Annotated in this window: 22 protein-coding genes; 9 read left to right on the forward strand and 13 right to left on the reverse strand. The window is 74.7% G+C overall.

The features are described from left to right. Positions 1-29: 29 nt before the first annotated feature. Entirely contained in the window at positions 30-428 is a 399-nt protein-coding gene (locus tag ACEQ2X_RS21155) for a nuclear transport factor 2 family protein (RefSeq protein ID WP_370327865.1), read from the reverse strand. Between the two features lie 51 nt (positions 429-479). Between ACEQ2X_RS21155 and ACEQ2X_RS21160 the strand changes: the two genes are divergently transcribed. Genes ACEQ2X_RS21160 through ACEQ2X_RS21170 form a run of 3 tightly spaced genes read left to right on the forward strand, consistent with a single transcriptional unit; the run spans position 480 to position 2,658 of the window. After that, positions 480-995: a VOC family protein gene (locus ACEQ2X_RS21160; protein ID WP_370327866.1), complete on the forward strand. Its 516-nt coding sequence runs from the start codon at positions 480-482 to the stop codon at positions 993-995. After that, entirely contained in the window at positions 992-2,119 is a 1,128-nt protein-coding gene (locus ACEQ2X_RS21165; protein ID WP_370327867.1) for a hypothetical protein, read from the forward strand. Before ACEQ2X_RS21160 ends, ACEQ2X_RS21165 begins: the two co-directional genes overlap by 4 nt. Continuing rightward, positions 2,116-2,658 (forward strand): UGSC family (seleno)protein, encoded by a 543-nt coding sequence (locus ACEQ2X_RS21170; protein WP_370327868.1) that lies wholly within the window; start codon positions 2,116-2,118, stop codon positions 2,656-2,658. Before ACEQ2X_RS21165 ends, ACEQ2X_RS21170 begins: the two co-directional genes overlap by 4 nt. Before the next feature lie 8 nt (positions 2,659-2,666). Here the strand turns inward: ACEQ2X_RS21170 and ACEQ2X_RS21175 are convergent, their stop codons facing one another. Continuing rightward, the gene (locus tag ACEQ2X_RS21175) at positions 2,667-4,304 is read right to left on the reverse strand and encodes an AMP-binding protein (RefSeq protein ID WP_370327883.1); all 1,638 of its coding nucleotides are present in this window, start codon (positions 4,302-4,304) and stop codon (positions 2,667-2,669) included. A 67-nt stretch (positions 4,305-4,371) separates the two neighbouring features. Here ACEQ2X_RS21175 and ACEQ2X_RS21180 point away from each other — a divergent pair, with 67 nt between their 5' ends. Together ACEQ2X_RS21180 and ACEQ2X_RS21185 are read left to right on the forward strand one after the other, a co-directional pair. Then, positions 4,372-5,520, forward strand: coding sequence for an acyl-CoA dehydrogenase family protein (locus ACEQ2X_RS21180; protein WP_370327884.1), 1,149 nt, complete (start codon positions 4,372-4,374; stop codon positions 5,518-5,520). Continuing rightward, positions 5,520-6,269 carry an SDR family NAD(P)-dependent oxidoreductase gene (locus ACEQ2X_RS21185; RefSeq protein ID WP_370327869.1) on the forward strand — a complete coding sequence of 250 codons (750 nt, stop codon included), beginning with the start codon at positions 5,520-5,522 and terminating at the stop codon, positions 6,267-6,269. The genes ACEQ2X_RS21180 and ACEQ2X_RS21185 overlap by 1 nt, the downstream gene beginning before the upstream one ends. Positions 6,270-6,402: 133 nt before the next feature. Here the strand turns inward: ACEQ2X_RS21185 and ACEQ2X_RS21190 are convergent, their stop codons facing one another. Continuing rightward, complete coding sequence (locus tag ACEQ2X_RS21190; protein ID WP_370327870.1) at positions 6,403-7,185, reverse strand: enoyl-CoA hydratase/isomerase family protein; 783 nt, start codon at positions 7,183-7,185, stop codon at positions 6,403-6,405. A 1-nt stretch (position 7,186) separates the two neighbouring features. After that, positions 7,187-8,365 (reverse strand): acetyl-CoA C-acyltransferase, encoded by a 1,179-nt coding sequence (locus ACEQ2X_RS21195; RefSeq protein ID WP_370327885.1) that lies wholly within the window; start codon positions 8,363-8,365, stop codon positions 7,187-7,189. Positions 8,366-8,494: 129 nt separating this feature from the next. Here ACEQ2X_RS21195 and ACEQ2X_RS21200 point away from each other — a divergent pair, with 129 nt between their 5' ends. Beyond that, positions 8,495-9,022 carry a cupin domain-containing protein gene (locus tag ACEQ2X_RS21200; protein WP_370327871.1) on the forward strand — a complete coding sequence of 176 codons (528 nt, stop codon included), beginning with the start codon at positions 8,495-8,497 and terminating at the stop codon, positions 9,020-9,022. On the opposite strand, the gene ACEQ2X_RS21205 is transcribed toward ACEQ2X_RS21200, so the two are convergent. The 7 genes from ACEQ2X_RS21205 to ACEQ2X_RS21235 form a co-directional block, all read right to left on the reverse strand. Then, complete coding sequence (locus ACEQ2X_RS21205) at positions 9,007-9,861, reverse strand: 3-hydroxyacyl-CoA dehydrogenase family protein (RefSeq protein WP_370327872.1); 855 nt, start codon at positions 9,859-9,861, stop codon at positions 9,007-9,009. The two genes, ACEQ2X_RS21200 and ACEQ2X_RS21205, sit on opposite strands and share 16 nt — an antisense overlap. Positions 9,862-9,882: 21 nt before the next feature. Then, positions 9,883-11,034, reverse strand: a complete 1,152-nt coding sequence (locus ACEQ2X_RS21210; protein ID WP_370327873.1) for a thiolase family protein — start codon at positions 11,032-11,034, stop codon at positions 9,883-9,885. 2 nt (positions 11,035-11,036) lie between these two features. Then, positions 11,037-12,584 carry a class I adenylate-forming enzyme family protein gene (locus tag ACEQ2X_RS21215; protein ID WP_370327874.1) on the reverse strand — a complete coding sequence of 516 codons (1,548 nt, stop codon included), beginning with the start codon at positions 12,582-12,584 and terminating at the stop codon, positions 11,037-11,039. Then, the gene (locus ACEQ2X_RS21220; protein ID WP_370327875.1) at positions 12,581-12,985 is read right to left on the reverse strand and encodes a Zn-ribbon domain-containing OB-fold protein; all 405 of its coding nucleotides are present in this window, start codon (positions 12,983-12,985) and stop codon (positions 12,581-12,583) included. The genes ACEQ2X_RS21215 and ACEQ2X_RS21220 overlap by 4 nt, the downstream gene beginning before the upstream one ends. Next, on the reverse strand, positions 12,982-13,857 hold the full coding sequence (locus ACEQ2X_RS21225) for a hypothetical protein (protein ID WP_370327876.1): 876 nt from the start codon (positions 13,855-13,857) through the stop codon (positions 12,982-12,984). The genes ACEQ2X_RS21220 and ACEQ2X_RS21225 overlap by 4 nt, the downstream gene beginning before the upstream one ends. Before the next feature lie 73 nt (positions 13,858-13,930). Continuing rightward, on the reverse strand, positions 13,931-14,722 hold the full coding sequence (locus ACEQ2X_RS21230) for a FadR/GntR family transcriptional regulator (protein WP_370327877.1): 792 nt from the start codon (positions 14,720-14,722) through the stop codon (positions 13,931-13,933). Positions 14,723-14,799: 77 nt separating this feature from the next. Next, the gene (locus tag ACEQ2X_RS21235; RefSeq protein WP_370327878.1) at positions 14,800-15,963 is read right to left on the reverse strand and encodes an acyl-CoA dehydrogenase family protein; all 1,164 of its coding nucleotides are present in this window, start codon (positions 15,961-15,963) and stop codon (positions 14,800-14,802) included. 192 nt (positions 15,964-16,155) lie between these two features. Between ACEQ2X_RS21235 and ACEQ2X_RS21240 the strand changes: the two genes are divergently transcribed. From ACEQ2X_RS21240 to ACEQ2X_RS21250, 3 genes are all read left to right on the forward strand, one after another. Continuing rightward, positions 16,156-16,638, forward strand: a complete 483-nt coding sequence (locus ACEQ2X_RS21240) for a cupin domain-containing protein (RefSeq protein WP_370327879.1) — start codon at positions 16,156-16,158, stop codon at positions 16,636-16,638. 69 nt (positions 16,639-16,707) lie between these two features. Beyond that, positions 16,708-19,626, forward strand: a complete 2,919-nt coding sequence (locus ACEQ2X_RS21245; protein WP_370327880.1) for a BTAD domain-containing putative transcriptional regulator — start codon at positions 16,708-16,710, stop codon at positions 19,624-19,626. 55 nt (positions 19,627-19,681) lie between these two features. Next, positions 19,682-20,494 carry an isocitrate lyase/phosphoenolpyruvate mutase family protein gene (locus tag ACEQ2X_RS21250; protein ID WP_370327881.1) on the forward strand — a complete coding sequence of 271 codons (813 nt, stop codon included), beginning with the start codon at positions 19,682-19,684 and terminating at the stop codon, positions 20,492-20,494. A 3-nt stretch (positions 20,495-20,497) separates the two neighbouring features. Here the strand turns inward: ACEQ2X_RS21250 and ACEQ2X_RS21255 are convergent, their stop codons facing one another. Together ACEQ2X_RS21255 and ACEQ2X_RS21260 are read right to left on the reverse strand one after the other, a co-directional pair. Continuing rightward, a complete protein-coding gene (locus tag ACEQ2X_RS21255) occupies positions 20,498-21,475 on the reverse strand; it encodes an NADPH:quinone oxidoreductase family protein (RefSeq protein WP_370327886.1) in 978 nt (325 codons plus the stop codon). 36 nt (positions 21,476-21,511) lie between these two features. Beyond that, the gene (locus ACEQ2X_RS21260) at positions 21,512-22,489 is read right to left on the reverse strand and encodes an alpha/beta fold hydrolase (protein WP_370327882.1); all 978 of its coding nucleotides are present in this window, start codon (positions 22,487-22,489) and stop codon (positions 21,512-21,514) included. Positions 22,490-22,713: the final 224 nt, after the last annotated feature.

Consider the following 22,713-nt stretch of genomic DNA (forward strand, 5'->3'; position numbering starts at 1 on the left):
CTCATGGCGAAGTAGGCCCCGATCGTGACCTAGTGCCGCTGGTGGCCGGTGACCTGCTTCGCGACGGCGCGGGTGTCGTACCAGAGGCTGAGCCGGGCGATGCGGCCGTCGTCGTCGACATCGATCACGTCGACCGCGTCGAAGGTCACCGGTGCCCCGTCGGCGGTGCGCCCGGTGAACGTGATCTCGGCCGTGACGACCTGCCCGGCGACCGAGATCCGCGTCGGCTCGTCGTGGGACTCGGCGAAGCCGGCCAGCAGCGGCGGGTAGTACGCGGCGACGTCCTCACGCCCCCTCCGGGCGCGCGACCCGACCGGGCGCAGCTCCGCGTCGTCGGCGAACAGGGCGGCCAGCGCCTCGTAGTCGCGCGCGTTGACCGCGTCGAAGTAGGCGCGGACGGTCTGCTCGGGAGTTCTCATCGCCACCATGGCCCTGGTATTCTACCTTCCGTTCGGTAAACCGCTGGTCGAGGAGGCGCGGTGCGAGGGCTGATCGGTGTCGACGCGATCGACCACGTCGCCGTGGCCGTGCGGTCGCTCGAGGCGGCCGTCCCGCTGTTCGTCGACCTCCTCGGCGGCGAGTTCGTCCACGGCGGGGACGACCCCGCCCTCGGCCTGCGCACGATGCAGCTGCGGATGCCGCCCGCGGGCCTCCGCCTCGAGCTGATGCAGCCCGCGACGGACGACTGCTACCTCCACGACGTGCTCGACCGCCGCGGCGAGGGCCTGCACCACATCACCATCCGGGTCCACGACATCGACGTCGCCGTCGCCGCGCTCGAGGCGGCCGGCATCGACCTGGTCGACACCGACACCGAGACCGACCCGGTGTGGAAGGTGACCTACATCCGACCGAAGTCGGCCTTCGGCGCGCTGCTGCAGATCGTCGAGACCTCCCACGACTGGGACCAGCCCATGGAGGGCATCACGATGGACGACGTGCTCGCCGGCCGCTGGGAGTGGGACACCGTCAACACCCTCAGGAGGCGGGCATGAGCGCCGAGGCCGAGCTGCTCGACGTCGAGGAGGCCGACGTACAGGAGCGCTTCTTCGACGAGGGGTGGACCGACGGGCTGCCGATCGTCCCGCCGACGCCGGACCGCGTCCTCGACATGCTCCTCGCCGGCGGCGTGACCGACCCCGACGACGTCCTCGGCACCGTCCCCCAGCGCGGGATCGCCGTCACCGCGGAGAAGGCGGCCATCAACGCGGTCATGGCCGGCTGCCGGCCCGAGTACTTCCCCATCGTCCTGGCCGGGCTCGGCGCCATGCTCGACCCCGCGTTCAACGCGCACGCGGCGACGACCAGCACGGGTGGGGCGGCGGTGTGCACGATCGTCAGCGGGCCCCTCGCCCGCGAGGTCGGCATGAACGCCACCCACAACGTCCTCGGCCCGGGCAACCGGGCGAACGCGACGATCGGCCGCGCCCTGCGGCTGGTGGCGTCGAACGTGCTGGGCGCGAAGTCCGGCGGGCTCGACGGCTCGTCGGTCGGCCACCCCGGCAAGTACACGCTGTGCTTCGCCGAGGACCCGCCGATGGCCCCCTGGGAGCCGTTCGGGGTGTCCCTCGGCTACGACCCCGACGACACGGTCGTGACCGTCGTCGCCACTGAGGGACCGCGGCAGGTCGCCAACCACCTGGTCGAGGACCCCGAGCGCGTCCTGCTCACCTTCGCCGCCGCGATGAAGGTGCCGTCGAACTACGTGTCCGGCAAGGGCGCCCAGGGCGTCGTGGTGCTGGGCCACGAGCACCAGCTCGCCGTCGTGCAGGCCGGGTGGTCGCGCCGGCAGGTGCAGGAGTTCCTGGCCGAGGCGTCGCGGATCACCCCGGACGAGCTCCGGGCCGCCGGCATCGACCTGCCGGTCGGCTCCACGCACGACCTCGTCCCCGACGCCGACGGGAAGCTCGGGACCGTGACCGGACCCGACGACGTCCTCGTGGTGACCGCCGGCGGTGCCGGGGCCGGGTGGTCGGCGTACATCCCCATGTGGGCGCCGGTGGACATCGCCCGGTCGCGGGCGGTCAGCCGCCGCGTCCGCCCGCCCGGCGAGGCGCTGCCGGACTGCGGCCCGGACGGCTGCGAGGTCGACCTGGGTGCGCTCGGGGAGGGGTCATGACCACGATCCGCGTGCACCGGCCGGACCTGGCGCCCGGTGACACCGCCCCCCTCGAGATGGCGCCGCGCGAGCCGCAGCCCTCCGGGGCGCGCCTGCTGCTGGTCGACAACGGCAAGCCGAACGCGAAGGCCCTCCTCGGCCACATCGCCGACCGGCTGCGCGACCTCATCGACGTCGCCGACGTCGAGGTCCACTCCAAGCCCTCCGCGGCGGCGCCGCTCGACGCCGACGTGACCCGGATGCTGGCCGTGCGGTCGCGCCTGGTCATCTCGGGCCTCGGCGACTGAGGAGCCTGCACCGCGTGCAGTCTGCACGACGCCGTCCAGTTCGAGCGCCTCGGGGTCCCCGCGACGCTCGTCATGACCGAGCCCTTCCAGGGCCTCGCCGCCCGCTTCGGGGCGACCCTCGGGGCGCCCGCGTACCCGGCGGTCATGGTCCCCCACCCGGTGTCCTCGAAGGACGACGCGCACCTCCGGGCGCTGGCGGACCGGGTCGCGCCGGACGTGGCGGCCCGGTTGACCCGCGGGGCCGGCGCCTGACGACCCGCTCAGCGGCTCCGGGCGGTGCGGTCCGCGGTGTCGCCGGTGACGCCGTCCTCGCGGAGGTCGCGCTTGCGGACCTTGCCCGAGGGCGTCATGGGCAGGGCGTCGGTGACGCGGACGTAGCGCGGCACGGCGAAGTCCGGCAGCCGCTCGGAGGCCCACGCCCAGAGGGCGTCGGGGTCCACGACCGCCCCGGCGGCGGGCACGAGCACGACCATGACCTCGTCCTCGCCCGCCTCGTGGTCCGCGGGCACCGCCACGACCGCGCACTCGGCGACGTCGGGGTGGGCCAGGATCGCGGACTCGACCTCGTAGGAGCTGATGTTCTCCCCGCGGCGGCGGAGGGCGTCCTTCAGCCGATCGACGAAGTAGAACCACCCGTCGGCGTCGCGGCGCAGGCCGTCGCCGGTGTGGAACCACAGGTTCCGGAACGCCTCGACGGTCCGGTCGGGCATCCCGTGGTACCCGAGCGTCGTGATCCACGGGATCCGGGGCCGGACGACGAGCTCGCCGACCTCCCCGACGGCGACCTCCTCGTCGGTCTCGGGGTCGACCAGCCGGACGTCGAAGAAGTCGGCGTTCGCGAGGCCCGCGGCACCCGCCGGACGCGGCTCGCCGTAGGGGGTCATGATCGGCATCGACGTCTCGGTCAACCCGAACACCTCGACGAACGCCTCGACGCCGAAGCGCTCCCGGAACCCGTCGACGTAGGACGCCGTCGGCGCCGCGAAGACGCAGCGCAGGGCGGTGTCGGCGTCATCGGGGCGGGGCGGCTGCTTCCAGACGAAGTCCATCATCACGCCGACGAAGTTCGTGACCGTGGCACCGGCCTCGCGGATCCGCTCGACCCAGCGGGTCGCGCTGAAGCGGCTGTGCAACACGAACCGGGCGCCGGCGATCAGGGCGGGGTAGGCGGCGAGGAACTGGGCGTTGCCGTGGAAGAGCGGCCCCATGACCAGGTAGGTGTCCGCGTCGGTGAGGCGCGTGAGGCTGACGCACTCGTCGGCGAAGAAGTACATGTGAGCGTGCGCCATCACCACGCCCTTGGAGGGGCCGGTGGTCCCCGACGTGAACAGGATGCCGACCGGGTCCCGGGGGTCGGGGTCGGCCAGCACGCCCTCCGCGGCCACCGCACGAGCGCCCGCTGGGAGATCCCGCCACGGCGCCGCCGACCAGCCCGCGGCCGTCAGGCGCTCACAGGCCGCCGTCACGTCGGCGTCCGCGCCGAGCACCCAGAAGCGCTCGATGCAGCCGGCGGCGTCGGCGATGTCGACGAACCGGTCCGCGAACGCGGCGTCGACGACCGCGACCCGGGGGGAGGCGACGCGCACCTGGTGGGACAGGAAGTCGCCGAGGTAGGCGGTGTTGATCGGCACCTCGACCATGCCGGCGAGCGCTGCACCGAACCAGCTGAGGACGTACGCCGAGGAGTTGGGGGCCATGATCAGCACCCGGTCGCCGGGGTCGCCGTCCCGCCGGAGGGCCACGGCGATGGCCTCCGCGTCGCCCAGCACCTCGGCGAACGTGCGGCGCACCCCCTCCTCCGGGCAGTCGAGGTAGACGCGGTCCGGGTGGGTCCGCGCCCGCGTGCGCAGCACGCGTGGCAGGGTCCAGTCCGCCGGATCGGCGAACGTCAGGCGCATCTCGTCGTACGTGCGGACCACGACGGCGTTATACCATACGCATGATGATCATAGATTGGTGCTCCACATGATCGAGTTCGAGCTGCCCGAGCGGTACGTCGCCATCCGCGACGAGGCCCGTGCCCTGGCGGGGCGCATCGCCCACGTGGCGGTCGAGGCGGACGCGATGAGCGACGCGGTCCACCCCGAGGTGCTCGCCGCCCTGCGCGACAGCGGGCTCGCCGACCTGGTCGTCCCCGGCGCCCACGGCGGCCGCTTCGACGACGTCGACCCGCTGGCGGTGTGCGTGGCCCGCGAGGGGATGATGGGCACCTCCGCCCACCTCGACAGCCTGTTCGCCCTGCAGGGGATCGGCAGCTACGCGATCACCCGCGGCGGGACACCCGACCAGCAGGCGCACTGGCTGCCGCGCGTCGGGCGCGCGGAGGTGCTGGCCGCCCTTGCGCTGACCGAGCCGGTGGCCGGATCGGACCTCAAGTCCCTGACCACCACCATCGAGCGGACCGCGGACGGCCTGGTCGTCCGCGGCGAGAAGGCATTCATCTCGAACGCCGGCCACGCCGCGTTCTACACCGTCCTCGGCCGTGAGGGCGACGGCTGGTCGGTCGTGCTGGTGCCCGCCGACGCCGCGGGCCTGTCGACGGAGCCGAGCCCCGAGATCATCGCCCCGCACGTGCTCGGGTCGGTCGTCCTCGACGACGTCGTCGTCGACGAGTCCCACCGCCTGGGCGAGCCCGGCCGCGGCTTCGACCTGGTCCTGTCCACCCTCGCGGTGTTCCGCGTATCCGTCGCCGGGGCCGCGATCGGGCTGGCGGAGGCGGCGCTCGCCGAGGCGACCCGCCACGCGACCGAGCGCGAGCAGTTCGGACGGCCCCTCGCACGGCTCGGCGCGGTGGCCGCGCTGCTCGCGGACTCCTGGACCGACCTCGAGCAGGCGCGGCTCCTGACCTACCGGTCGGCGGCGCGGGCGCGGACCGACCCGCTGGCCGCGCTGCCGCACTCGTCGATGGCGAAGCTCGCCGCATCCGAGGCCGCCGGGCGCATCGTCGACCGCTGCGTGCAGGTGATGGGCCGCTGGGGGCTCATCCGCGACTCGACGATCGAGCGGCTCTACCGCGCGGCACGGCCCATGCGGGTCTACGAGGGCGCGTCGGAGGTGCTGCGGCTCGGCATCGCGAAGGCCCTGACCGACGAGCACGCGGCGGGGGTGCGCTGATGGACCTGGGTTTGGAGGGGCAGGTCGCGATCGTCACCGGGGCGAGCCGCGGGCTGGGTGCCGCCGCCGTCCGCGCGCTGGTGGCCGAGGGCGTGCGGGTCGTCGCCGCCGCGCGGAGCGTCGACGACCTCGAGGCGCTCGCGGCCGAGGCGCCGTCGCAGATCCGCGCCGCGCCGTGCGACATGACCGACCTCGACGTCGTCGCGGGCCTGGTCGACGTGGCCCTCGACGCCTTCGGGGGCCTCGACGTCGTGGTGAACAACGCCGGCATCGCACCGGCCGGGCCGTTCGAGGACCAGCCGCCCGAGGAGTGGGAGCGGGTGCTCCGGGTCAACGTCACCGCGCCGGCGACGCTGTGCCGGGCGGCCGGTCGGGTGATGCTCGCCCAGGGCCGCGGCCGGATCCTCAACATCGCGTCGACGTCGGGGCTGCGCGGGAAGCCTCAGCTCGTCTCGTACTCCGCGAGCAAGGGCGCGCTGCTGCGCCTGACCGAGGCCCTGGCGGCGGAGTGGGCGGGACGCGGCGTCGGCGTCGTCGCGATCGCGCCGGGGGCGTTCGCGACGCGTGCGCAGGCCGCGGTGCTCGACGACCCGGAGGTCCTGCGACGCCGGCTGCGGAAGATCCCGGCGGGACGGATGGGTGACGACGACGACTTCGGTCCGCTCGTCTGCTACCTCGCGTCGCCGCTCGCCTCCTTCGTCACCGGCGCGACGTTCGTCATCGACGGCGGCGAGGTCCACAAGCTCTAGGCGGGCGCCCCCTCAGATCTGAGCCCCGGGTCCGCCCACGGAGCCACCCCTCAGATCTGCGCCGGCGGTCGGGCTCACGCCCACTGGACCACCTCTCAGATCTGAGCCCCGGGTCCGCCCACGTAGCCACCCCTCAGATCTGCGCCGGCGGTGGGGTGGTGCCGGCGCCCTCGGGGTTGCGGAGGCGGTCCCGCTCGGCCAGGAGGAAGAGCAGCCCGTCGAGCTCCCGGTCGATCGCCGCGGCCAGGGGGAGCTCGGCGCCGGCGAGCATGGCCTCCTTGACCGCGCGGAGCGCCTCCGGCGGCTTGGCGGCCAGGGCACCGGCGAGCTCGTCGACCGCCGCGGCCAGCTGCACCCGCGGGACCGACCGGTTCACCAGGCCCAGGCGGGCGGCCTCGGGCCCGCGGAGCCGGGTGCCGAGGAAGATCAGCTCGGTGGCCCTGGCCGTCCCGATCAGCCGGGGCAGGCGCTGCGTGCCGCCACCGCCGGGCATGAGCCCGTGGTCGACCTCGGTCAGCCCGACGGTGGCCTCGTCGGCCATCACCCGCAGGTCGCAGGCGAGCGCCATCTCGAAGCCGCCGCCGAGGGCCGCGCCGTTGATGGCGGCGATGGTGGGCCGGGGCAGGCGGGCGAGCTGCTCGATGTCGCGTGATGCCCGCAGGCGCGTGCGGCGCTCGAGGGGCGTCTCGGGGCCGGCGGCCTCCTTGAGGTCCATCCCCGCGCAGAAGTGGCGGTCGCCGGCACCGGTGAGGACGACGACCCGCACCGCGTCGTCGGTGGCGACGCGGGTGTAGACCTCGGCCAACTCGTCGCGCATCTGCTGGTTGCGGGCGTTGGCGGCCTGCGGCCGGTCGAGGGTGATGGTGGCGACCCCGCGGTCGTCGAGGTCGACGGCGATGGCGTCGTGGCCGGCCACGTCAGAGCCGCTCGATGATGGTGGCGTTGGCCTGGCCGCCGGCCTCGCACATCACCTGCAGGCCGTAGCGGCCGCCGCGGCGTTCGAGCTCGCACAGGAGGGTGGTCATGAGGCGGGTCCCCGAGCACCCGAGGGGGTGGCCGAGCGCGATGGCTCCGCCGTTCACGTTCAACCGGTCGTCCGGCACGTCGAACTCGCGCTGCCATGCGAGGGGGACGGAGGCGAACGCCTCGTTGACCTCGAACAGGTCGATGTCGTCCGTCGTCAGCCCCGCCCGGTCGAGCACCTTCTGCGTGGCCGGCATGATCGCGGGGAGCATCATGGTCGGGTCGTCGCCCACGACAGCCATGTCGACCACGCGGGCGCGGGCCCGCAGGCCGAGGGACGCCGCGACGTCCGCGGCCGCGATGAGCACCGCGGAGGCGCCGTCGCTGATCTGGGAGGAGTTGCCGGCGGTGACGACCCACCCCAGCTCGGGGTGGCGGCGGCGTGCCTCGTCGCTGGCGAACGCGGGCTGCAGGGCGGCCAGGGCCTCCATCGAGGTCGACGGGCGGATGCCCTCGTCGGTGGTGACCGTGCCCGCCGCGGTGTCGACCGCGACGATCTCGGCGTCGAAGCGCCCCTCGACCGTGGCGGCGTGCGCCCGCTGGTGCGAGGCGAGGGCCACGGCGTCGAGCGCCTCGCGGTCGAGCGCCCACTTCGCCGCGATCCGCTCCGCGGCGATCCCCTGGGACACCAGGCCCTGGGGGTCGCGGGCCCGCACACCCTCGCCGAGGTGGTCGGCGCCGGCGGTGTTCGACTGCATGCGGACGCGGCTGAGCATCTCCACGCCACCCGCGACGACGAGGTCGTACGCCCCGGCCGCGACCCCCTGCGCGGCGAAGTGCACCGCCTGCTGGGAGGACCCGCACTTGCGATCCACCGTCGTCGCCGGGACGTGCTCGGGGTAGCCGGCAGCCAGCACGGCCTGGCGGGTCAGGTTGCCGCCCTGCTCGCCGATCTGCGTCACGTTCCCGCCGATCACGTCGTCGATGCGCCCCGGATCGACGCCAGCCCGCTCGACCAGCCGGGCGAGGACCAGGGCGAACAGGTCGACGGGGTGCCACGACGCGAGGGCCCCGCCCTCCCTCCCGCGCCCCGTCGGGGTGCGGACCGCATCCACGATCACCGCGTCGCGCAGCGGTCCCCTCATCACGTCCTCCAAGCGGGTCGATGTCCCTCCAGCTCTTATCTATGATAACAGTTAGGCTTGAATTGGAGCCGGTCGGCGAGGCCCCCGGGGATGGGGCCCGAGAGGTGTGGGCAGGGCATGAGACGAGTGGTGACGGTGCGGGACGCGACGGGGCGGTCGTCGATCCAGGTCGACGACGAGCCGGAGGCGGTGGTCCGGTTCGGTCCCGGCTTCGCGGTGTACGACCTGTGGCGCACCGAGGCGCCACCCACGTCGCCCGTCGACGGGCACGTGCCGGACGCGTACACCTTCGAACCGCCGACCGGGGCGGTGTTCCGCATCGTCGTCATCCCGCCGGACGAGGTCGTCGAGGTGTCGATACGCCGTGGGGACCGGTGGGGGCAGAACAGCCCGTACCGCGAGACGGGCGACGCCTACGGGTTGCACGCCACCGCCACCCAGGACTACGTCACCGTCCTGTCCGGCCGGGTGGACCTGCGGATGCCCGACGGCGACCAGGTCCGGCTCGAACCCGGCGACGTCGCGGTCCAGTGCGGCGCGGTCCACGCGTGGCGCAACCCCGGTCCCGACCCGCTGGTGCTGTCGGTGGTGATGCTGGGCACGCGCCACGGCGCCGACGACGGCGGGGATCAGCCCTCGGAGTAGTCGTAGAACCCCCGCCCGGTCTTCCGGCCGAGGTGCCCGGCGGCGACCATGTTGCGCAGGCCGACAGTCGGGCGGAAGCGGTCCCCGTGCGCCCGCTCGAGCGACTCGATCGCGTGCAGGTAGGTGTCGAGTCCGTTGAAGTCGCCGAGCTCGAGGGGACCCATCGGGAAGTTGAAGCCGAGCTTCATCGCGGTGTCGATGTCCTCGGCGGTGGCGACCCCCTCCTCGAGCATGCGCAGGCACTCGAGGCGGAGGATGGCGTAGGCGCGGGAGGTGATGAACCCGGGGCTGTCCTTCTGGCAGACCACGACGGTCTTGCCGAGGCCGGTGGCGAACTCCCGGGCCCGCTCGAGGGCGTCGTCGGCGGTGGCCAGGCCGCGGACGAGCTCGCACAGCCGCATCAGCACCGGCGGGTTGAAGAAGTGCATCCCGACCAGGCGGCTCGCGTCGTCGCCGAGCGCGGCGCCGATGCTGGTGATCGACAGCTGGGAGGTGTTGGTCCCGAGCAGCGCGCCGGCCGGTGCGGCCGCGACGACCTCGGCGAGGACCTGGTGCTTCACCTCGAGGAGCTCCGGCACGGCCTCCACCACCACGTCGGCGGCACCGACGGCCTCGTCGAGGGCGGTCGTGAACGTCAGCGACTCCCGGGCGGCGTCGGCCTCCGCCTCGCTCAGCCGGTCCTTCTCGCACAGCTTGGCGAGGCTGGACTCGATCGCGTCGCGGGCTCGCCCGAGCTCGGCCTCCCCGACGTCCCTGATCGCCACCGCGTGGCCGGCCATCGCCGCCAGCTGGGCGATGCCGCTGCCCATGATGCCCCCACCGATCACCGCGACCTTCATCTCCGGACCTCCTGTCGAACCTCAGCTGCGTCCGAGCAGCAGCGTGTTGTGGTACTGCGCCCCCGACCCCGCCCCGGTCGCGACCGCCACCTCGGCGTCCGCGACCTGGCGAGACCCCGCCTCACCGCGCAGCTGGTGGACGGCCTCCACGACCTTGAGGGTCGGACCGCCCCAGCCGATGTGTGAGTACGACAGCAGCCCCCCGTCGGGGTTGACCGGGAGACCCTGCCCGAGGGCGATGCCGACGTCGCCGACGAAGGCCGGGCCCTCGCCGGGGTCGCACAGCCCGAGGACCTCGAGCTGGCGGAGGACCTCGAAGGAGTTGATGTCGTAGAGCAGCGCGACGTCGACGTCGGCCGGTGCCAGCCCCGCCATCGCGAAGGCGTCGGCCGCGGCGTCGCGGCCGATGGTCCAGACCTCCTCGTGGCGGGCGGGGTCGACGTACTGCTGTCGGTGCCACTCCGCGCCGCCGCCGAGGACGCGGACGGGGCTGCGGGTGTCCGCGGCCCGGTCGGCACGCGTGAGGACCATCGCGGCCGCGCCCTCGGTGGCCAGGCACAGGTCGAGGAGGGTGAAGGGCTCCGCGATGGGCGGCGCGGTCAGGACGTCGGCGGCGGTCACGGGCCCGCGACCGCACAGGACGGCATCGGGGTTCGCGTGCCCGTGGGTGCGGATCGTCGCCGCGGCCGCGGCCGCGCCCTCCCGGTAGCCGGGCACGAGGTGGAGCTGGCGCTGGGCGACGAGGGCGAAGTGCACGGCGGTGAACGCCCCCCAGGGCGCCACGAACTCGTTCTCCGGTCGGGTGTAGGCCGCCACCGCCCCACCGCTGCGGATGCCCGACTGCCCGCCGACCACGAGGACGGTGTGGCACAGGCCGGCGCTGATCGCCGCGGCGGCGTCGAGGACCGCGGGGACGCCCTGGGGGTAGGTGTCCTGGACCCAGCGGAGCGGGTGGCCGAGGAGCGCGGTCCAGTCGACCGACCCCGGGTGCATGACGGTCCCGCCCGGTCCCGGCCACCGAGCCGCGATCCCGTCGACGTCCGCAGGCGCCAGCCCGGCGTCGGCCAGGGCGCCGAGGGCCGCCTCCAGGCACAGCGACAGGGCGGGGCGGTCGATCGCTCGCGCCTGCTCGGTGGTGTGCACCCCGACGACGCGCACGTCGCTGATCGGCACGGTCACACCCTCCGGTCGCCGGTCCACCGCGCGGCGCGGAGGGTGGCCTTGTCGACCTTCCCGACGGCGTTCTTCGGCAGCGAGTCGACGAAGGTGACGGCCTCGGGGACCTTCAGGGTCGACAGGCCCTGACCGCGGCACCACTCGCGCAGGGCGTCGCCGGTCACCGCTCCGCCGGGCGTGCGGGCGACGACGGCGTGCACCGCTTCGCCCCACTCCTCGTCGGGCACACCGATCACGGCCACCTCGAGCACGTCGGGGTGGCGGTGCAGGACCGCCTCGACCTCGGTGGGCGACAGGTTGTGACCGCCGCGGATGATGAGGTCCTTGACCCGGTCGACGATGTGGATGAACCCGTCGGCGTCGACGACGGCGACGTCGCCGGAGCGCACCCACCCGTCGACGAGGGTGCGCGCGGTCCGCTCGGGGTCGCGGTAGTAGCCCTTCATGACGTACGGCGCGGCGAAGATGACCTCGCCACGCTCCCCCACCGCGACGTCCCGGCCGTCGTCGTCGACGACGCGGACGTCCATCAGGTACGACGGCTGGCCGGCGGAGCCGAGCAGCTCCGGTCGGCCGGCGAGCGCGGCGACGTGGTCGGCCTTCCGCAGCATCGTCCCGATCGAGGCGACCTCGGCCATGCCGTAGAGCTGGATGAAGATCGGGCCGAAGCGCTCGACGAGCGCGCGTGCCTTGTCCGGCGACATCGGCGCGGCGCCGTACCCGAGGGTCTCCAGGCTGTCGAGGGCTCCGGTGCGCTCGGGGACGGCGTCGAGGAGGCGGTAGAGCTGGGTGGGCACCAGGTAGGTGTGGGTGGCGCGGTGGGACTCGACCGCCTCCACGAAGGTGCGGGGGTCGAACCCGCGGCTGTCGAGGAAGCCGACGGCGGCACCGACCATGGCGCAGGGCACGAGCGTGATGTTGACCGACGAGTTGTGGGGGATCGCCACGAGGTAGCGGCTGGTGTGGCCGATCTCGTACTCGAGGCAGGCCACCGCGGCGTGCTGGAGGACGCGCCCGTGGTCGAACCAGACGCCCTTCGGGGTGCCGGTCGTGCCGCTCGTGTAGACGATGCAGAAGTCGTCGTCGGGACGGATCTCGTGGAGCGTGGCCGGCTGGTCGGCGGCCGCGTCTGCGAGGGCGGCGGCGTAGCCCCCCGGGCCGTCGTCGTCGAGGTCGAGCAGGGGGATGCCGCGCGGCCCGGCGACCTCGGCGGCCAGGTCGCGGAGGTCACCCGAGACGATCAGGGCGGTGGGCTCGGCGTTGTCGAGCACGTGCCCCAGGTCCACCGCGCCCATCCGGAAGTTGAGCCCGACGTACACCATGCCGGCCTTGGCGATGCCGGCGAGGACCTCGCACACCTCGCGCCGGTTGGGGGCCAGCAGCGCCACCCGGTCCCCGCGGGCCGCCCCGCGGCGGGCCAGGAGGTCCGCGACCTGGTTGCTCCGCCGGTCGAGGTCGGCCCAGGTCAGGTCGCCGGCCTCGTCGAACACCGCGACCCGGTCGGCGTAGCGGCGAGCGGACCGCGTGACGGTCAGCCCGACGTTCACGCCGCCCGCTCCCCGGCGCGCGGGGCGAAGGCGGGCAGGCGCACGCCGTCCTCGGTCACCCAGCGCACCTCGACGTCCATGCCGATGCGGACGTCCTCAGGGGCGCAGCCGACCACGTTCGTCAGCAGGTGCCACCCCTCGTCGAGGTCGACGATCGCGACGACGTAGGGCGTCCGCCGCCCCGGGACCGGCGGGCGGTGCACGACGCTGTGGCTGTAGACCACCCCGCGGCCGCTGCTCTCGACGTAGGTCCACGCCTCGGACTGGCAGGCGGGGCAGGCGATCCCGGGGGTGAAGAAGCTCGTCCCGCAGCGGTCGCACACCGGCCGCACGAGCCGACCCTCGGCCGCGGCGGCCCAGAACGGCGCCGTGAGCGCGGACGCCTCGGCCGTCGCGGTCACGATGATCCCCCGTCGGGGTCGTCGGCGAGGAGCAGGTGCGCGGCCTCCCGCGCCGGCATGCCCACCGCGACCCCGCGGCGGCGGGCCGGCTCGTTGCACGCCGCGATGATCCCGTCGGCGTAGCTCGACCAGGCATCCCCGATCGCCGCGGTGGCGGCCGACACGCTCGCTCCCGCCAGGCCGTGGGCCTCGACGATCTGGAGGCCGGCGGTGCCGGAGTCGTTCTTCGCCCCGCCGCCGTCGGAGCAGATGAAGCCCCACGGGCGGAACTCGAGGAGGAACGACGCACCCGACCGACCGGTGTGCCCGGCGGTCACCAGCACGTTGCGGTCCCGGTCCTCGGGCCGCGCGAAGATGATCGAGTCCGTCACGACGACCTGGCGGCCCGACGGCGAGGTCTCCACCACCTCGCGGCGCACCTTCGTCCCCGGCTCGGCATCGGTCGGGTCGGTGTCGAGCAGCAGCGCCGCCGCCTCGGCGATCGGCATGCCCTGGCGGACGCCGCACTGCTCGGCCAGGATGTTCAGGCGGCTGACGACCCCCTCGGCGTACAGGTCCGCGCCGTTCCCGAGCTCGGCGGAGTCCCCGGCGGCGGCCACCGCGGGGATGCCCAGCGCCTCGAGGTAGTAGAGGCCCTGGATCCCCGCCGCGTCCTTGCCGATCCCGCCGTCATGGCCGATGACGGCCCGCGGCCGGTGGGGCGCCATCAGCCGGGCCGGCAGCACGCCGATGTAGGAGGCCGCCACGACGACGTCGGTGCCGGTGTTCGTGGCGTCGACGTACCGCGCGGAGTCCATCGTCACCACGCGACGGCCGCCGCGCTCGAGGACCACGTCCTGGGGGTGATCCTCGGACTCGAGCAGGCTGCCCATGCGTTCGCTCCTCTCAGGCGGGCTGACGAGGATATCAATATGCATGGTTAGGCGGGAATCGGGTGCCCGAGCGTCAGGCGCCGCCGAACTGGTCCCAGCGGAGCTCGGAGTCCATCACCGCGGGGAAGCGGGACTCCATGTACCGCAGGCTGTCGTCGAGGTGCTGGCGCATCGCGGCCTCGCTGGCCTTTGGGTCGGCAGCGGCGACTGCGTCGGCGACCCGCCGGTGGGCGTCGAGCACGGCCCGGCGGAAGCGCACGGGGTAGTCGATGCCGAGGACGGTCCCGTCGGTGATCCACTGCAGGGAGTTGATCAGGTAGCCGAAGATCGGGTTCCCCGACCCCCAGGCGACGGCGTCGTGGAAGCGCAGGTTCTCGTCGAGGAACGCCTGCTGGTCCGCCAGGTCCGCCTCCATGCGCTCGACGGACTCCTGCAGCCGCACGCCGATGTCGGGAAGGCCCTCGCGTGCCGCCATCGCCGCGGTGACCGGCTCGAGGCCCTGGCGCGCCTGGATGACCGAGCGGAACCGCGTGCCGGCGAACTGCATGAGCAGGGCGAGGGTCGAGGCGAGGTGGCGCGAGTCGGGCGTCGCCACCAGCGGACCGCCCCGGGGGCCGGTCTTCATGGTGAGCACGCCCTGCAGCTCGAGGTAGCGCAGGGCCTCGCGCATCGTGCCGCGACCGACGTCGTACTCCTCGACCAGCACCCGCTCGGGGGGCAGCAGGTCGCCGGCCTCGAGCTGCTCGGTCGTGATCCGGTCGACGATGCCGGCGGCGACCAGCAGGGCGGTCTTCTGGGGCCGCGCCCGGGTCACGCTCCGCGGGGTCACGTCGAGCCGCCGTCCCCCGTCACCCTCGCCCGCCATGCGCACCTCCGCTCGTCGACTCGTGCGCCTCAACCTACCGGCCGCCGCACGGCGGTGGGGTCGGCACGACCGCGAGGTCAGCGGCGCTGGTCGAAGCTGCGCCCGAGGTACTGCGAGACGATGCGCGTCCGCTGGATCGTCGGGGTGCCGCCGCCGAGGGCCCAGCCGTGGGCGTTCCGGTGGTGCCGCTCGACGTGGTACTCGGGGTGGTAGCCGTAGCCGCCGTGCAGCATGATCGCCGTGTCCGAGACGCGCTTGGCCATCTCGTTCGCGAAGCACTTGGCGATGGACGCCTGCAGCGGGTCCGGGGTGCCGCGACCGGCCTCGGCGGCGGCCCGCCAGATCAGCATGCGAGCGGCTTCGACCTGGATGATCATGTCCGCGAGCTGGTCCTGGACCGTCTGGAACTCGACGATCGGCTTGCCGAACTGCCGCCGATCCTGGACGTACGCGGCGGTCCGGTCGACGCAGTCCTGCCCGATCGCGAGGCTCATCGTGGCGTTGCCGAGCCGCTCGATGCTGAAGGCCTCGAACAGCTGGCGGAAGCCGCCCGCGGGCACGATCAGGTCCTCGACCGGCACCCGGACGCCGTCGAGGAAGATGTCCGCCGACGGGATGCCGCGGAACCCCATCAGCCGCTCCTGGGGCCCGAAGGTGACGCCGGGCGCGTCGCGGTCCACCACCACCGCGCCGATGCCGCGCGAACCGGGCTGGTCGTCGAGCCGGACGTACACCAGGTACTGCTCGGCGTGGCCGGCGCCGGAGCACCAGCGCTTCATCCCGTCGATGACGAGCTCGTCCCCCTCGCGTCGGGCGGTGGTCGTCAGGTCGGTCGCGGCAGAGCCGGCGTCCGGCTCGGAGATGGACACGGCCAGGGTGACCTCGCCCGCCACGATCGGGGGCAGCAGCCGGGCCCGCTGCTCGGGGGTGCCGAAGACCTCGATCACCCGCGCGGGACCGGTGTTCGCCTCGAAGGCGCAGAACGCCGCGACCTGGTTGCGCTTGGCCAGCTCCTCGATGACCAGGAGGGCGTCGAGGAGCTCGCCACCCGCCCCGCCGTGCGCCTCCGGGATGGCGATGCCGAGGAACCCGAGCTCCGCTAGGCGGCGCCGCTCGGCGTCGGGGAGGTGGGTGCCGTCCCGGTCCCACTCGAGCGCCAACGGCGCGTAGCGCTCACCTGCGACCCGGGCGGCCAGCGCACGCAGCTCCTGCTGCTCATCGGTCAGCGACAAGTCGACCACGCTCAGACCCTCCCAGGCCGCACGGCGGCCTCCACGACGACACTATCCATGATGATGGTTATCCTACTCCGCTCGTGGACGTGCGACGTCGCAGCGGCGTTGCAGCCACGTAGCAGCCGCCCCGCTCAGGACGGTCGCCGCCGACCGCGCCCCTACCGTGCCCTCCAGCACGTGACGACCAGGAGGGAACGGATGGACGGCCAGGCCACGGTGGCGAGGTGGGGGGACGGTGACCGGCGCTGGTTCCTCAACGCGTGGTCGACCATCGCCGTCGACGCGGCGGCCACCGGTGGCACCCTCGACGTGGTGACCCAGGCGCTGCCCGCCGGCTACGCCCCGCCCGGCCACCGGCACACCGCCCGCGACGAGGTCCTGGTCGTCGTCCGCGGCGAGGTGCACCTGACCTGTGAGGGGCAGCGCTGGCTGCTCGGGCCGGGCGGGGTGGCCCACATCCCCCGCGGGGCGGCGCACGCGATCGCGGTCAGCCTGGCCGATCCCGCCGACGTGGTGTTCGTCTCGAGCCCCGCCGGCCTGGCCGGGCTGATCGGCGACCTCGGCCACGTGGTCGCCGACGGCGACGACCCGCGCCCGACCGCGCCCGACCTGGCCGCCCTCGCCGCGGCGGGGGCCCGGCACGACCTCTTGCTCGACGAGCCCGGTGCGGCGGCGCGCTAGCCTCTCCCCGCCGGCTGCGGTCGCCGGCGTCCGCGGGGGGACGGTCCGCGACGAGCGGGGAGGTGCGCGGTGACGTCGCCAGCTGCCGGAGGGGTCCAGCGGGTCCGCGTCGACGTCCTCGGCCCGGTCCGGCTGCTGGTGGACGGCGAGGCCGTGGACGTCGGCGGACCCCGTCCGCGGACCCTGCTCGCCGCGCTGGCGCTGCGCGCGGGCACGCCCGTCACCAGCGACGAGCTGATCACGGCCGTCTGGGACGGCGACGCCCCGGCGACGGCCGCCGCCACGGTCCGGGCCTACGTGTCCCGGCTGCGCCGCAGCGCCGGGGACGCGGTCCACCGCGACCACGGCGGGTACGTCCTCGACGCCGACGTCGACGCCGACCGCTTCGCCGCCCTGTTGGACGTCGCGACGTCGCCGTCGTCGACGCTGGCGCCGGAGGAGCGCGAGGCGACCCTCGCCGAGGCGCTGGCGCTGTGGCGCGGCCCCGCGCTCGGCGGCGCCCAGGTGACCACCTCGCTGCGACCCGCCGCCCAGGCCCTGGCCGACGACCGCGTCGCCGCCCAGCGGGCGTGGGCGGCCAGCCTGGTGGCGCTCGGCCGGCACGAGCCGGCGATCGCGCAGCTGAGCGCGCTCGCGACCGCCCACCCCGACCGGGAGGGCATCGCGGCGGACCTGATGCTCGCCCTCCACCGCGTCGGCCGGCAGCAGGAGGCCCTCGAGGTGTACCAGCGGGTGCGGAGCGAGCTGCTCGACCGGGCCGGGCTCGAGCCCGGGCACCTGCTGGTGGACCTGCACCGCCGGATGCTCGCCCAGGACCCGTCCCTCCTGCAGGTGACGTCGGCGACGCCGCCGGCCGCCCCGCCGACCGTCGGACCCCCGACGGCGGCCACGGGCGCCGCGACCCCGGCGGATCCCCCGACCGCCGCGGTCGACGTGCCGGCCCGGACGACGAACCTGCCCCTCCCCCTCACCTCGTTCGTCGGCCGCAGCGCCGAGCTCGTGGCGCTCCACGACCTCATCGAGGGCCACCGGCTGGTGACGCTCACCGGTCCCGGGGGGACCGGGAAGACCCGCCTGGCGCTCGAGGCCTGCCGTCGCCGGGACGACCCCGACGGGCCGTGGCTCGTCGAGCTGGCGGCCGTCGAGGACCCGGCGTTCGTCGCCTCCGCGATCGCCGAGGCGCTGCAGATCGGCGTGCAGGACGGCCGGTCCGCCGCCGACCTCGTGACCGCCGCACTGTCGACCCGCACCACGATCCTGCTCCTCGACAACTGCGAGCACGTGGTCGACGGCGCGGCCGCGGTCGCAGAGGCCCTCCTCAGCCACTGCCCGTCCCTCCGGATCGTGGCGACCAGCCGGGAACCCCTCGGCGTCCCCGGTGAGCGGCTCTTCGGGGTGGCGACCCTGCCGGTGACCGAGCGGAGCCCGGAGCTGCTGGTCAGCCACGGCGACGCGATGCGCCTGTTCCTCGACCGCGCCAGGAACGTCGCCCCGGACCTCGATCCGGACCCGGCGACGCTCGAGCTGGTGCGGCGGATCTGTCAGGACCTCGACGGGCTGCCGCTCGCCATCGAGCTGGCCGCGGCCGAGCTGCGGGCGCTGTCGCCCCGCGACCTCGAGACCCAGCTGGCCGACCGGTTCGCCGTGCTGACCGGCGGACCGCGGACCGCCCGCCCGCACCAGCGGACCCTCCAGACCACCGTGGCGTGGAGCGTCGACCTGCTCGACCCCGCCCAGCGCGACCTGTTCGCCAAGCTCAGCGTGTTCGTCGGCGGGTTCACCCGCGACGCGGTCGTCGAGGTCTGCGGCACCCGGTCCGCGGCCCTGCTGGGCGACCTGGTCGACCGGTCGCTCGTCGAGGTGGACACGACCCGCGAACCCCGCCGGTTCCGGATGCTCGAGACCCTCCGCCAGTACGCCGCCTCGCTGCTCGACGATGCCACCACACACCGCCTGCGCGACCGGCACGCCCGCTGGTGCGCGGACCTGGTGACCACTGCCGGCGCAGCGCTGCGCGGCCCGGACGGGCCCGCGTGGGAGCGGCGCCTCGACGCCGAGACGGGGAACATCCGCGCCGGTCTGCGCGCCACGATCGACGACGGGGAGTGGCCCACCGCCCTCGCGATGGGCGCGGCGCTGTGGTGGTGGTGGTTCCGCCGCGCCCGCCTGGACGAGGGTCGCGCCTGGCTGGCCGAGATCACGGCGGCGGACCAGCGCCGGGACGCGACGCTGGCCGAGGCGCGCTACGGCGAGGCGTTCCTCGCCTTCTTCGCCGGGGATCCCGCAGTCGAGGGTCACAACGACGCGGCGATCGCGATCGCTCGCGAGGCGGGGGACGGCGCCGTGCTGGCCCGCGTGCTGACCTCGAAGGCGTACCGCTGGGCGCTGTTCGGGCACCTCGCCGAGGTGCCGGCCATCCTCGCCGAGGGGCTCGCGGCGCTGCCCCCCGACGCACCCGACTGGGTGGTCGCCGAGTGCGCGTTCTCCGCCGGCCAGGTCGCCCGCACCCTGGGCGAGCACGACCGCGCGCGGACCCGGCTCGAGCAGTCCCTCACGGCGGCCGAGCGCGCCGGCCACCGCTGGATGATGACCGTCACCCGCTGGGTGCTGGCCGAGGTCGCCCTCGACGTCGACGCGCCCAGGGATGCCGCTCCGCTGCTCGCCACCGCGCTGCAGCTGGCCCGCGCCGACGGCGACCGGGCCGCGGTCCTCGGCGGCCTGCGGTCCCTCGCCGGGGTCGCGGCCCGGACCGGTCAGCCCACCGACGGCGCGCGGCTGCTCGGCATGGTCCGCGGGCTCGCGGGCCGCATCGGCATGGACGTCGACCACATGGAGCGGGCGGACGCCGACCGGACCCTCGAGGTGCTGTCCACCGCGCTGCGGCCCGAGGCGCTCGCCGACGCGATCGCCGAGGGGGAGGGCCAGCCGATCGGCGCGGCGATGCGCCTGGCGGCGGAGATCCTCGGCCGGGCCACGGCGGCGACCTGATCGACGGGCCGGTGGCCCGGGGAGCGGCCCGGCCGCCACCCGTAGCATCCGCGACGTGGATCCGGCCGCCGCCCGTCGCGCCTTCGCGGACCTGCACCGCGACGGCACCTTCACCATCCCGAACCCGTGGGACCTGGGGTCGGCCCGGCTGCTCGCCCACCTCGGGTTCGCCGCGCTGGCCTCGACCAGCTCCGGCTTCGCCGCGTCGCTCGGTGCGCGGGACCAGCAGGTCACCGCGGACGAGCTGGTGGACCACGCTGCGGCGCTCTGCGCAGCGGTGGAGGTGCCGGTGCACGTCGACGCCGAGGACGGCCACGGCGCGACGGCCGCCGACGTGACCGCGACCGTCGAGCGGCTGGTGGCCGTCGGCGTGGCCGGGGTGTCGATCGAGGACCACGACCCGTCTGCGGGCGTCATCCGCGACGTCGACGACGCGGTCGACCGGGTCGCGGCCGCCGCGGCGGTCTGCGCGCCGGCTGGTGTGGTCCTGACCGCCCGTGCGGAGAACCACCTCTACGACGCCGGGGACCTCGACGACACGATCAGCCGCCTGCGCCGCTACGCCGAGGCCGGCGCCGACGTGCTGTACGCCCCGGGCCTGGCCGACCTGGACGACATCGCCCGCGTCGTCACCGCGGTGGACCGGCCGGTCAACGTCCTGGCCCTGCGCCACGGGCCGAGCGCGCCCGACCTGGCCGGCGTGGGGGTGCGGCGGATCTCGACCGGCGGGTCGCTCGCCTGGGCCGCCTACGGTGCGGTGGTCGCCGCCGTGGAGGAGCTGCGCGGGCCCGGCACGTCGACCTACCTCGACGCGGCCCTGCCGGCCGCGATCCGCGACGCGGCGTGGGGCCGGGAACCCCGGGCGTAGGGGTCAGCCGCCGCCGACGGTCAGCACGACCTTCCCGGTGGCCGTCCGCTCGTCGAGCAGGGCCAGTGCCGCCGCGGCGTCCTCGAGGTCGATCTCCGCCCCGATCGGCGGGTCGACCACGCCGTCGCGGATCATCACGTCGAGCGCCGCCGCGGTGTCGGCGACGATCGCCGGGTCGACGGCGAGGAACCCGCCCCAGGCGCAGCCGACCAGGCTGGTGTTCGACAGGAGCAGCCGGTTGACCCGCACCTCGGGGATGGACCCCGCGGCGAAGCCCACGACCAGGAGGCGTCCCTCGGGCGCGAGCGCGCGGATGGAGTCGGTGAACCGGTCCCCGCCCACGGGGTCCATGACCACGTCGACCCCGCGGCCAGCGGTCAGCTCGCGGGCCTGGTCCTTCCACGGCCCGTCGCTGCGCAGGACCTCGTCCGCGCCGGCGTCGCGGGCGACCGCGGCCTTGTCGTCGCTCGAGACGACGGCGATGACCCGTGCCCCGATGCCCTTGGCGACCTGGATGGTGGCGGTCCCGACCCCGCCGGCGGCGCCGTGGACCAGGACCACCTCGCCGGCCTGCAGCCGCCCGCGGCGGACCAGGGAGAAGTGGGCCGTGTGGTAGTTCATCGGCAGCGCCGCGCCCTGGGCGAAGCGCAGCTGCTCGGGCAGGGGGAAGGTCGTCGCGGCTGGCACGGCCAAGAGCTCGGCCATCCCGCCGAGCATCCCGAAGGCCATGACCCGGTCACCCGCGGCGAACCCGGACCCCTCTGGCGCCGACCGCACCACGCCGGCGACCTCGACACCGGGCACGAACGGCAGCTCGGGCTTCAGCTGGTACAGCCCGCGGGTCTGCAGCAGGTCGGGGAACGAGACACCCGCGGCGCGGACCTCGACGAGGACCTGGTCCGGACCGGGGACGGGGTCGGGGACGTCGCGGACCTCGACCGCGGACGGCCCGTCGAGGCTGACGATGTGGACGGCGCGCATCATCGCATCCAACCACGCGCAGGGGTGTGCGCCGCGTCAGCTGGCCCGTGACAGGTCCTCGCGCCGGGCATCGGTCCACTCCCGCCACTCGATGACGTGGTCGACGTACCGGCGGGGGTGCTCGAGCATCATCACGTGGCCGGTCGCCGGCTCGATCCGCGTGGTCCAGTCCGACCGCCGCGAGGCCGCCCGCGCCAGGACCCGGCGGGCGATCAGCCGGTCCTCCTCGCCGCCGAGGACGAGGGTCGGGGCGGTCACCGCGTCGATCGCGCGCATCGCCCGGCGGGGGTCGAGGAACATCGCGGCCAGCGAGCGGCTCGCGGTGGCGAGGGCCGTCGCACGGTCAGCGGGCGGCCGCGCCGCGGCGACGGCGGACTCACCCGCGAGGGCGCGGCGCAGCTCGGGGCGGACGACCTCGGGGTCGGTGAACAGCAGCTCGAGGAACTGCTCGGCCTCGACGCGGTCGCCCGCGGCCTGCATCCGCGTCAGCGCGAGCTCGACCAGCGGTCGGCCGACGACGGGCAGGGCCATGGGCAGCACGCCGATGGCCGTCGCGCGCGGCAGGGGCAGCAGCGCGGTCGGGCGGTCGGGCGGCAGGGCCGGCGACACGAGCACGAGCCGGTCGACGAGGTCGGGATGCTCGGCGGCGACGAGCGTGGCGATCAACCCGCCCATCGAGTTGCCGTGGAGGGTGAACCGCGACCAGCCGAGCGCCCGCGCGACCGCGGCCACGAACGCGGCGTTCGCGGTGACCCGCGCGCTGCCGCCGTCCGGGACGGGTGTGCCGCCGAAGCCGGGGAGGTCGACGGCCACGACCGGTCCGAGCTCGGCCAGCGGCGCCATGACCTCGACCCAGTTCCCGGCGGAGCCGCCCAGGCCGTGGACCAGGAGCTGCGGGTCATCGCCCCCCGACGCGGCGTCGCAGCGCAGGACCCGCACCGGGTGGCCCCGGACGATGAGCCGCTCCTCGCGGATCGCCGCCCACGCCGGATCGCCGTCGAGCCAGCTGTCCACGTCGTCGCGCCTCCTCCGGGGTCGGGGGCCCACCAGAGTAGACGGGACCTCCACACCTTGTCGGGTCCCGCTCGACACCGCAGGCAGGGTCCTGGCGACGGCGAACGGCCCTCCCGTGTGGGAGGGCCGTGTCGGTCCTGGGGGCCGGACGCGGGGTCCGGCGGGGGGTCTGTTGCTAGACGGTCGCCAGCTCCTGCGGCGAGGACTCCGACTCCCGGGACACG

Source organism: Euzebya sp., assembly GCF_964222135.1.
Classification (GTDB): Bacteria; Actinomycetota; Nitriliruptoria; order Euzebyales; family Euzebyaceae; genus Euzebya.

Excerpts from the sequence above, each read along its gene's own strand:
- ACEQ2X_RS21155 (WP_370327865.1), bottom strand. The coding sequence starts at position 428 with ATGGTGGCGATGAGAACTCCCGAGCAGACCGTCCGCGCCTACTTCGAC.
- ACEQ2X_RS21165 (WP_370327867.1), top strand. The coding sequence starts at position 992 with ATGAGCGCCGAGGCCGAGCTGCTCGACGTCGAGGAGGCCGACGTACAG.
- ACEQ2X_RS21175 (WP_370327883.1), bottom strand. The coding sequence starts at position 4,304 with ATGCGCCTGACGTTCGCCGATCCGGCGGACTGGACCCTGCCACGCGTG.
- ACEQ2X_RS21180 (WP_370327884.1), top strand. The coding sequence starts at position 4,372 with ATGATCGAGTTCGAGCTGCCCGAGCGGTACGTCGCCATCCGCGACGAG.
- ACEQ2X_RS21185 (WP_370327869.1), top strand. The coding sequence starts at position 5,520 with ATGGACCTGGGTTTGGAGGGGCAGGTCGCGATCGTCACCGGGGCGAGC.
- ACEQ2X_RS21200 (WP_370327871.1), top strand. The coding sequence starts at position 8,495 with ATGAGACGAGTGGTGACGGTGCGGGACGCGACGGGGCGGTCGTCGATC.
- ACEQ2X_RS21205 (WP_370327872.1), bottom strand. The coding sequence starts at position 9,861 with ATGAAGGTCGCGGTGATCGGTGGGGGCATCATGGGCAGCGGCATCGCC.
- ACEQ2X_RS21225 (WP_370327876.1), bottom strand. The coding sequence starts at position 13,857 with ATGGGCAGCCTGCTCGAGTCCGAGGATCACCCCCAGGACGTGGTCCTC.
- ACEQ2X_RS21230 (WP_370327877.1), bottom strand. The coding sequence starts at position 14,722 with ATGGCGGGCGAGGGTGACGGGGGACGGCGGCTCGACGTGACCCCGCGG.
- ACEQ2X_RS21240 (WP_370327879.1), top strand. The coding sequence starts at position 16,156 with ATGGACGGCCAGGCCACGGTGGCGAGGTGGGGGGACGGTGACCGGCGC.
- ACEQ2X_RS21255 (WP_370327886.1), bottom strand. The coding sequence starts at position 21,475 with ATGCGCGCCGTCCACATCGTCAGCCTCGACGGGCCGTCCGCGGTCGAG.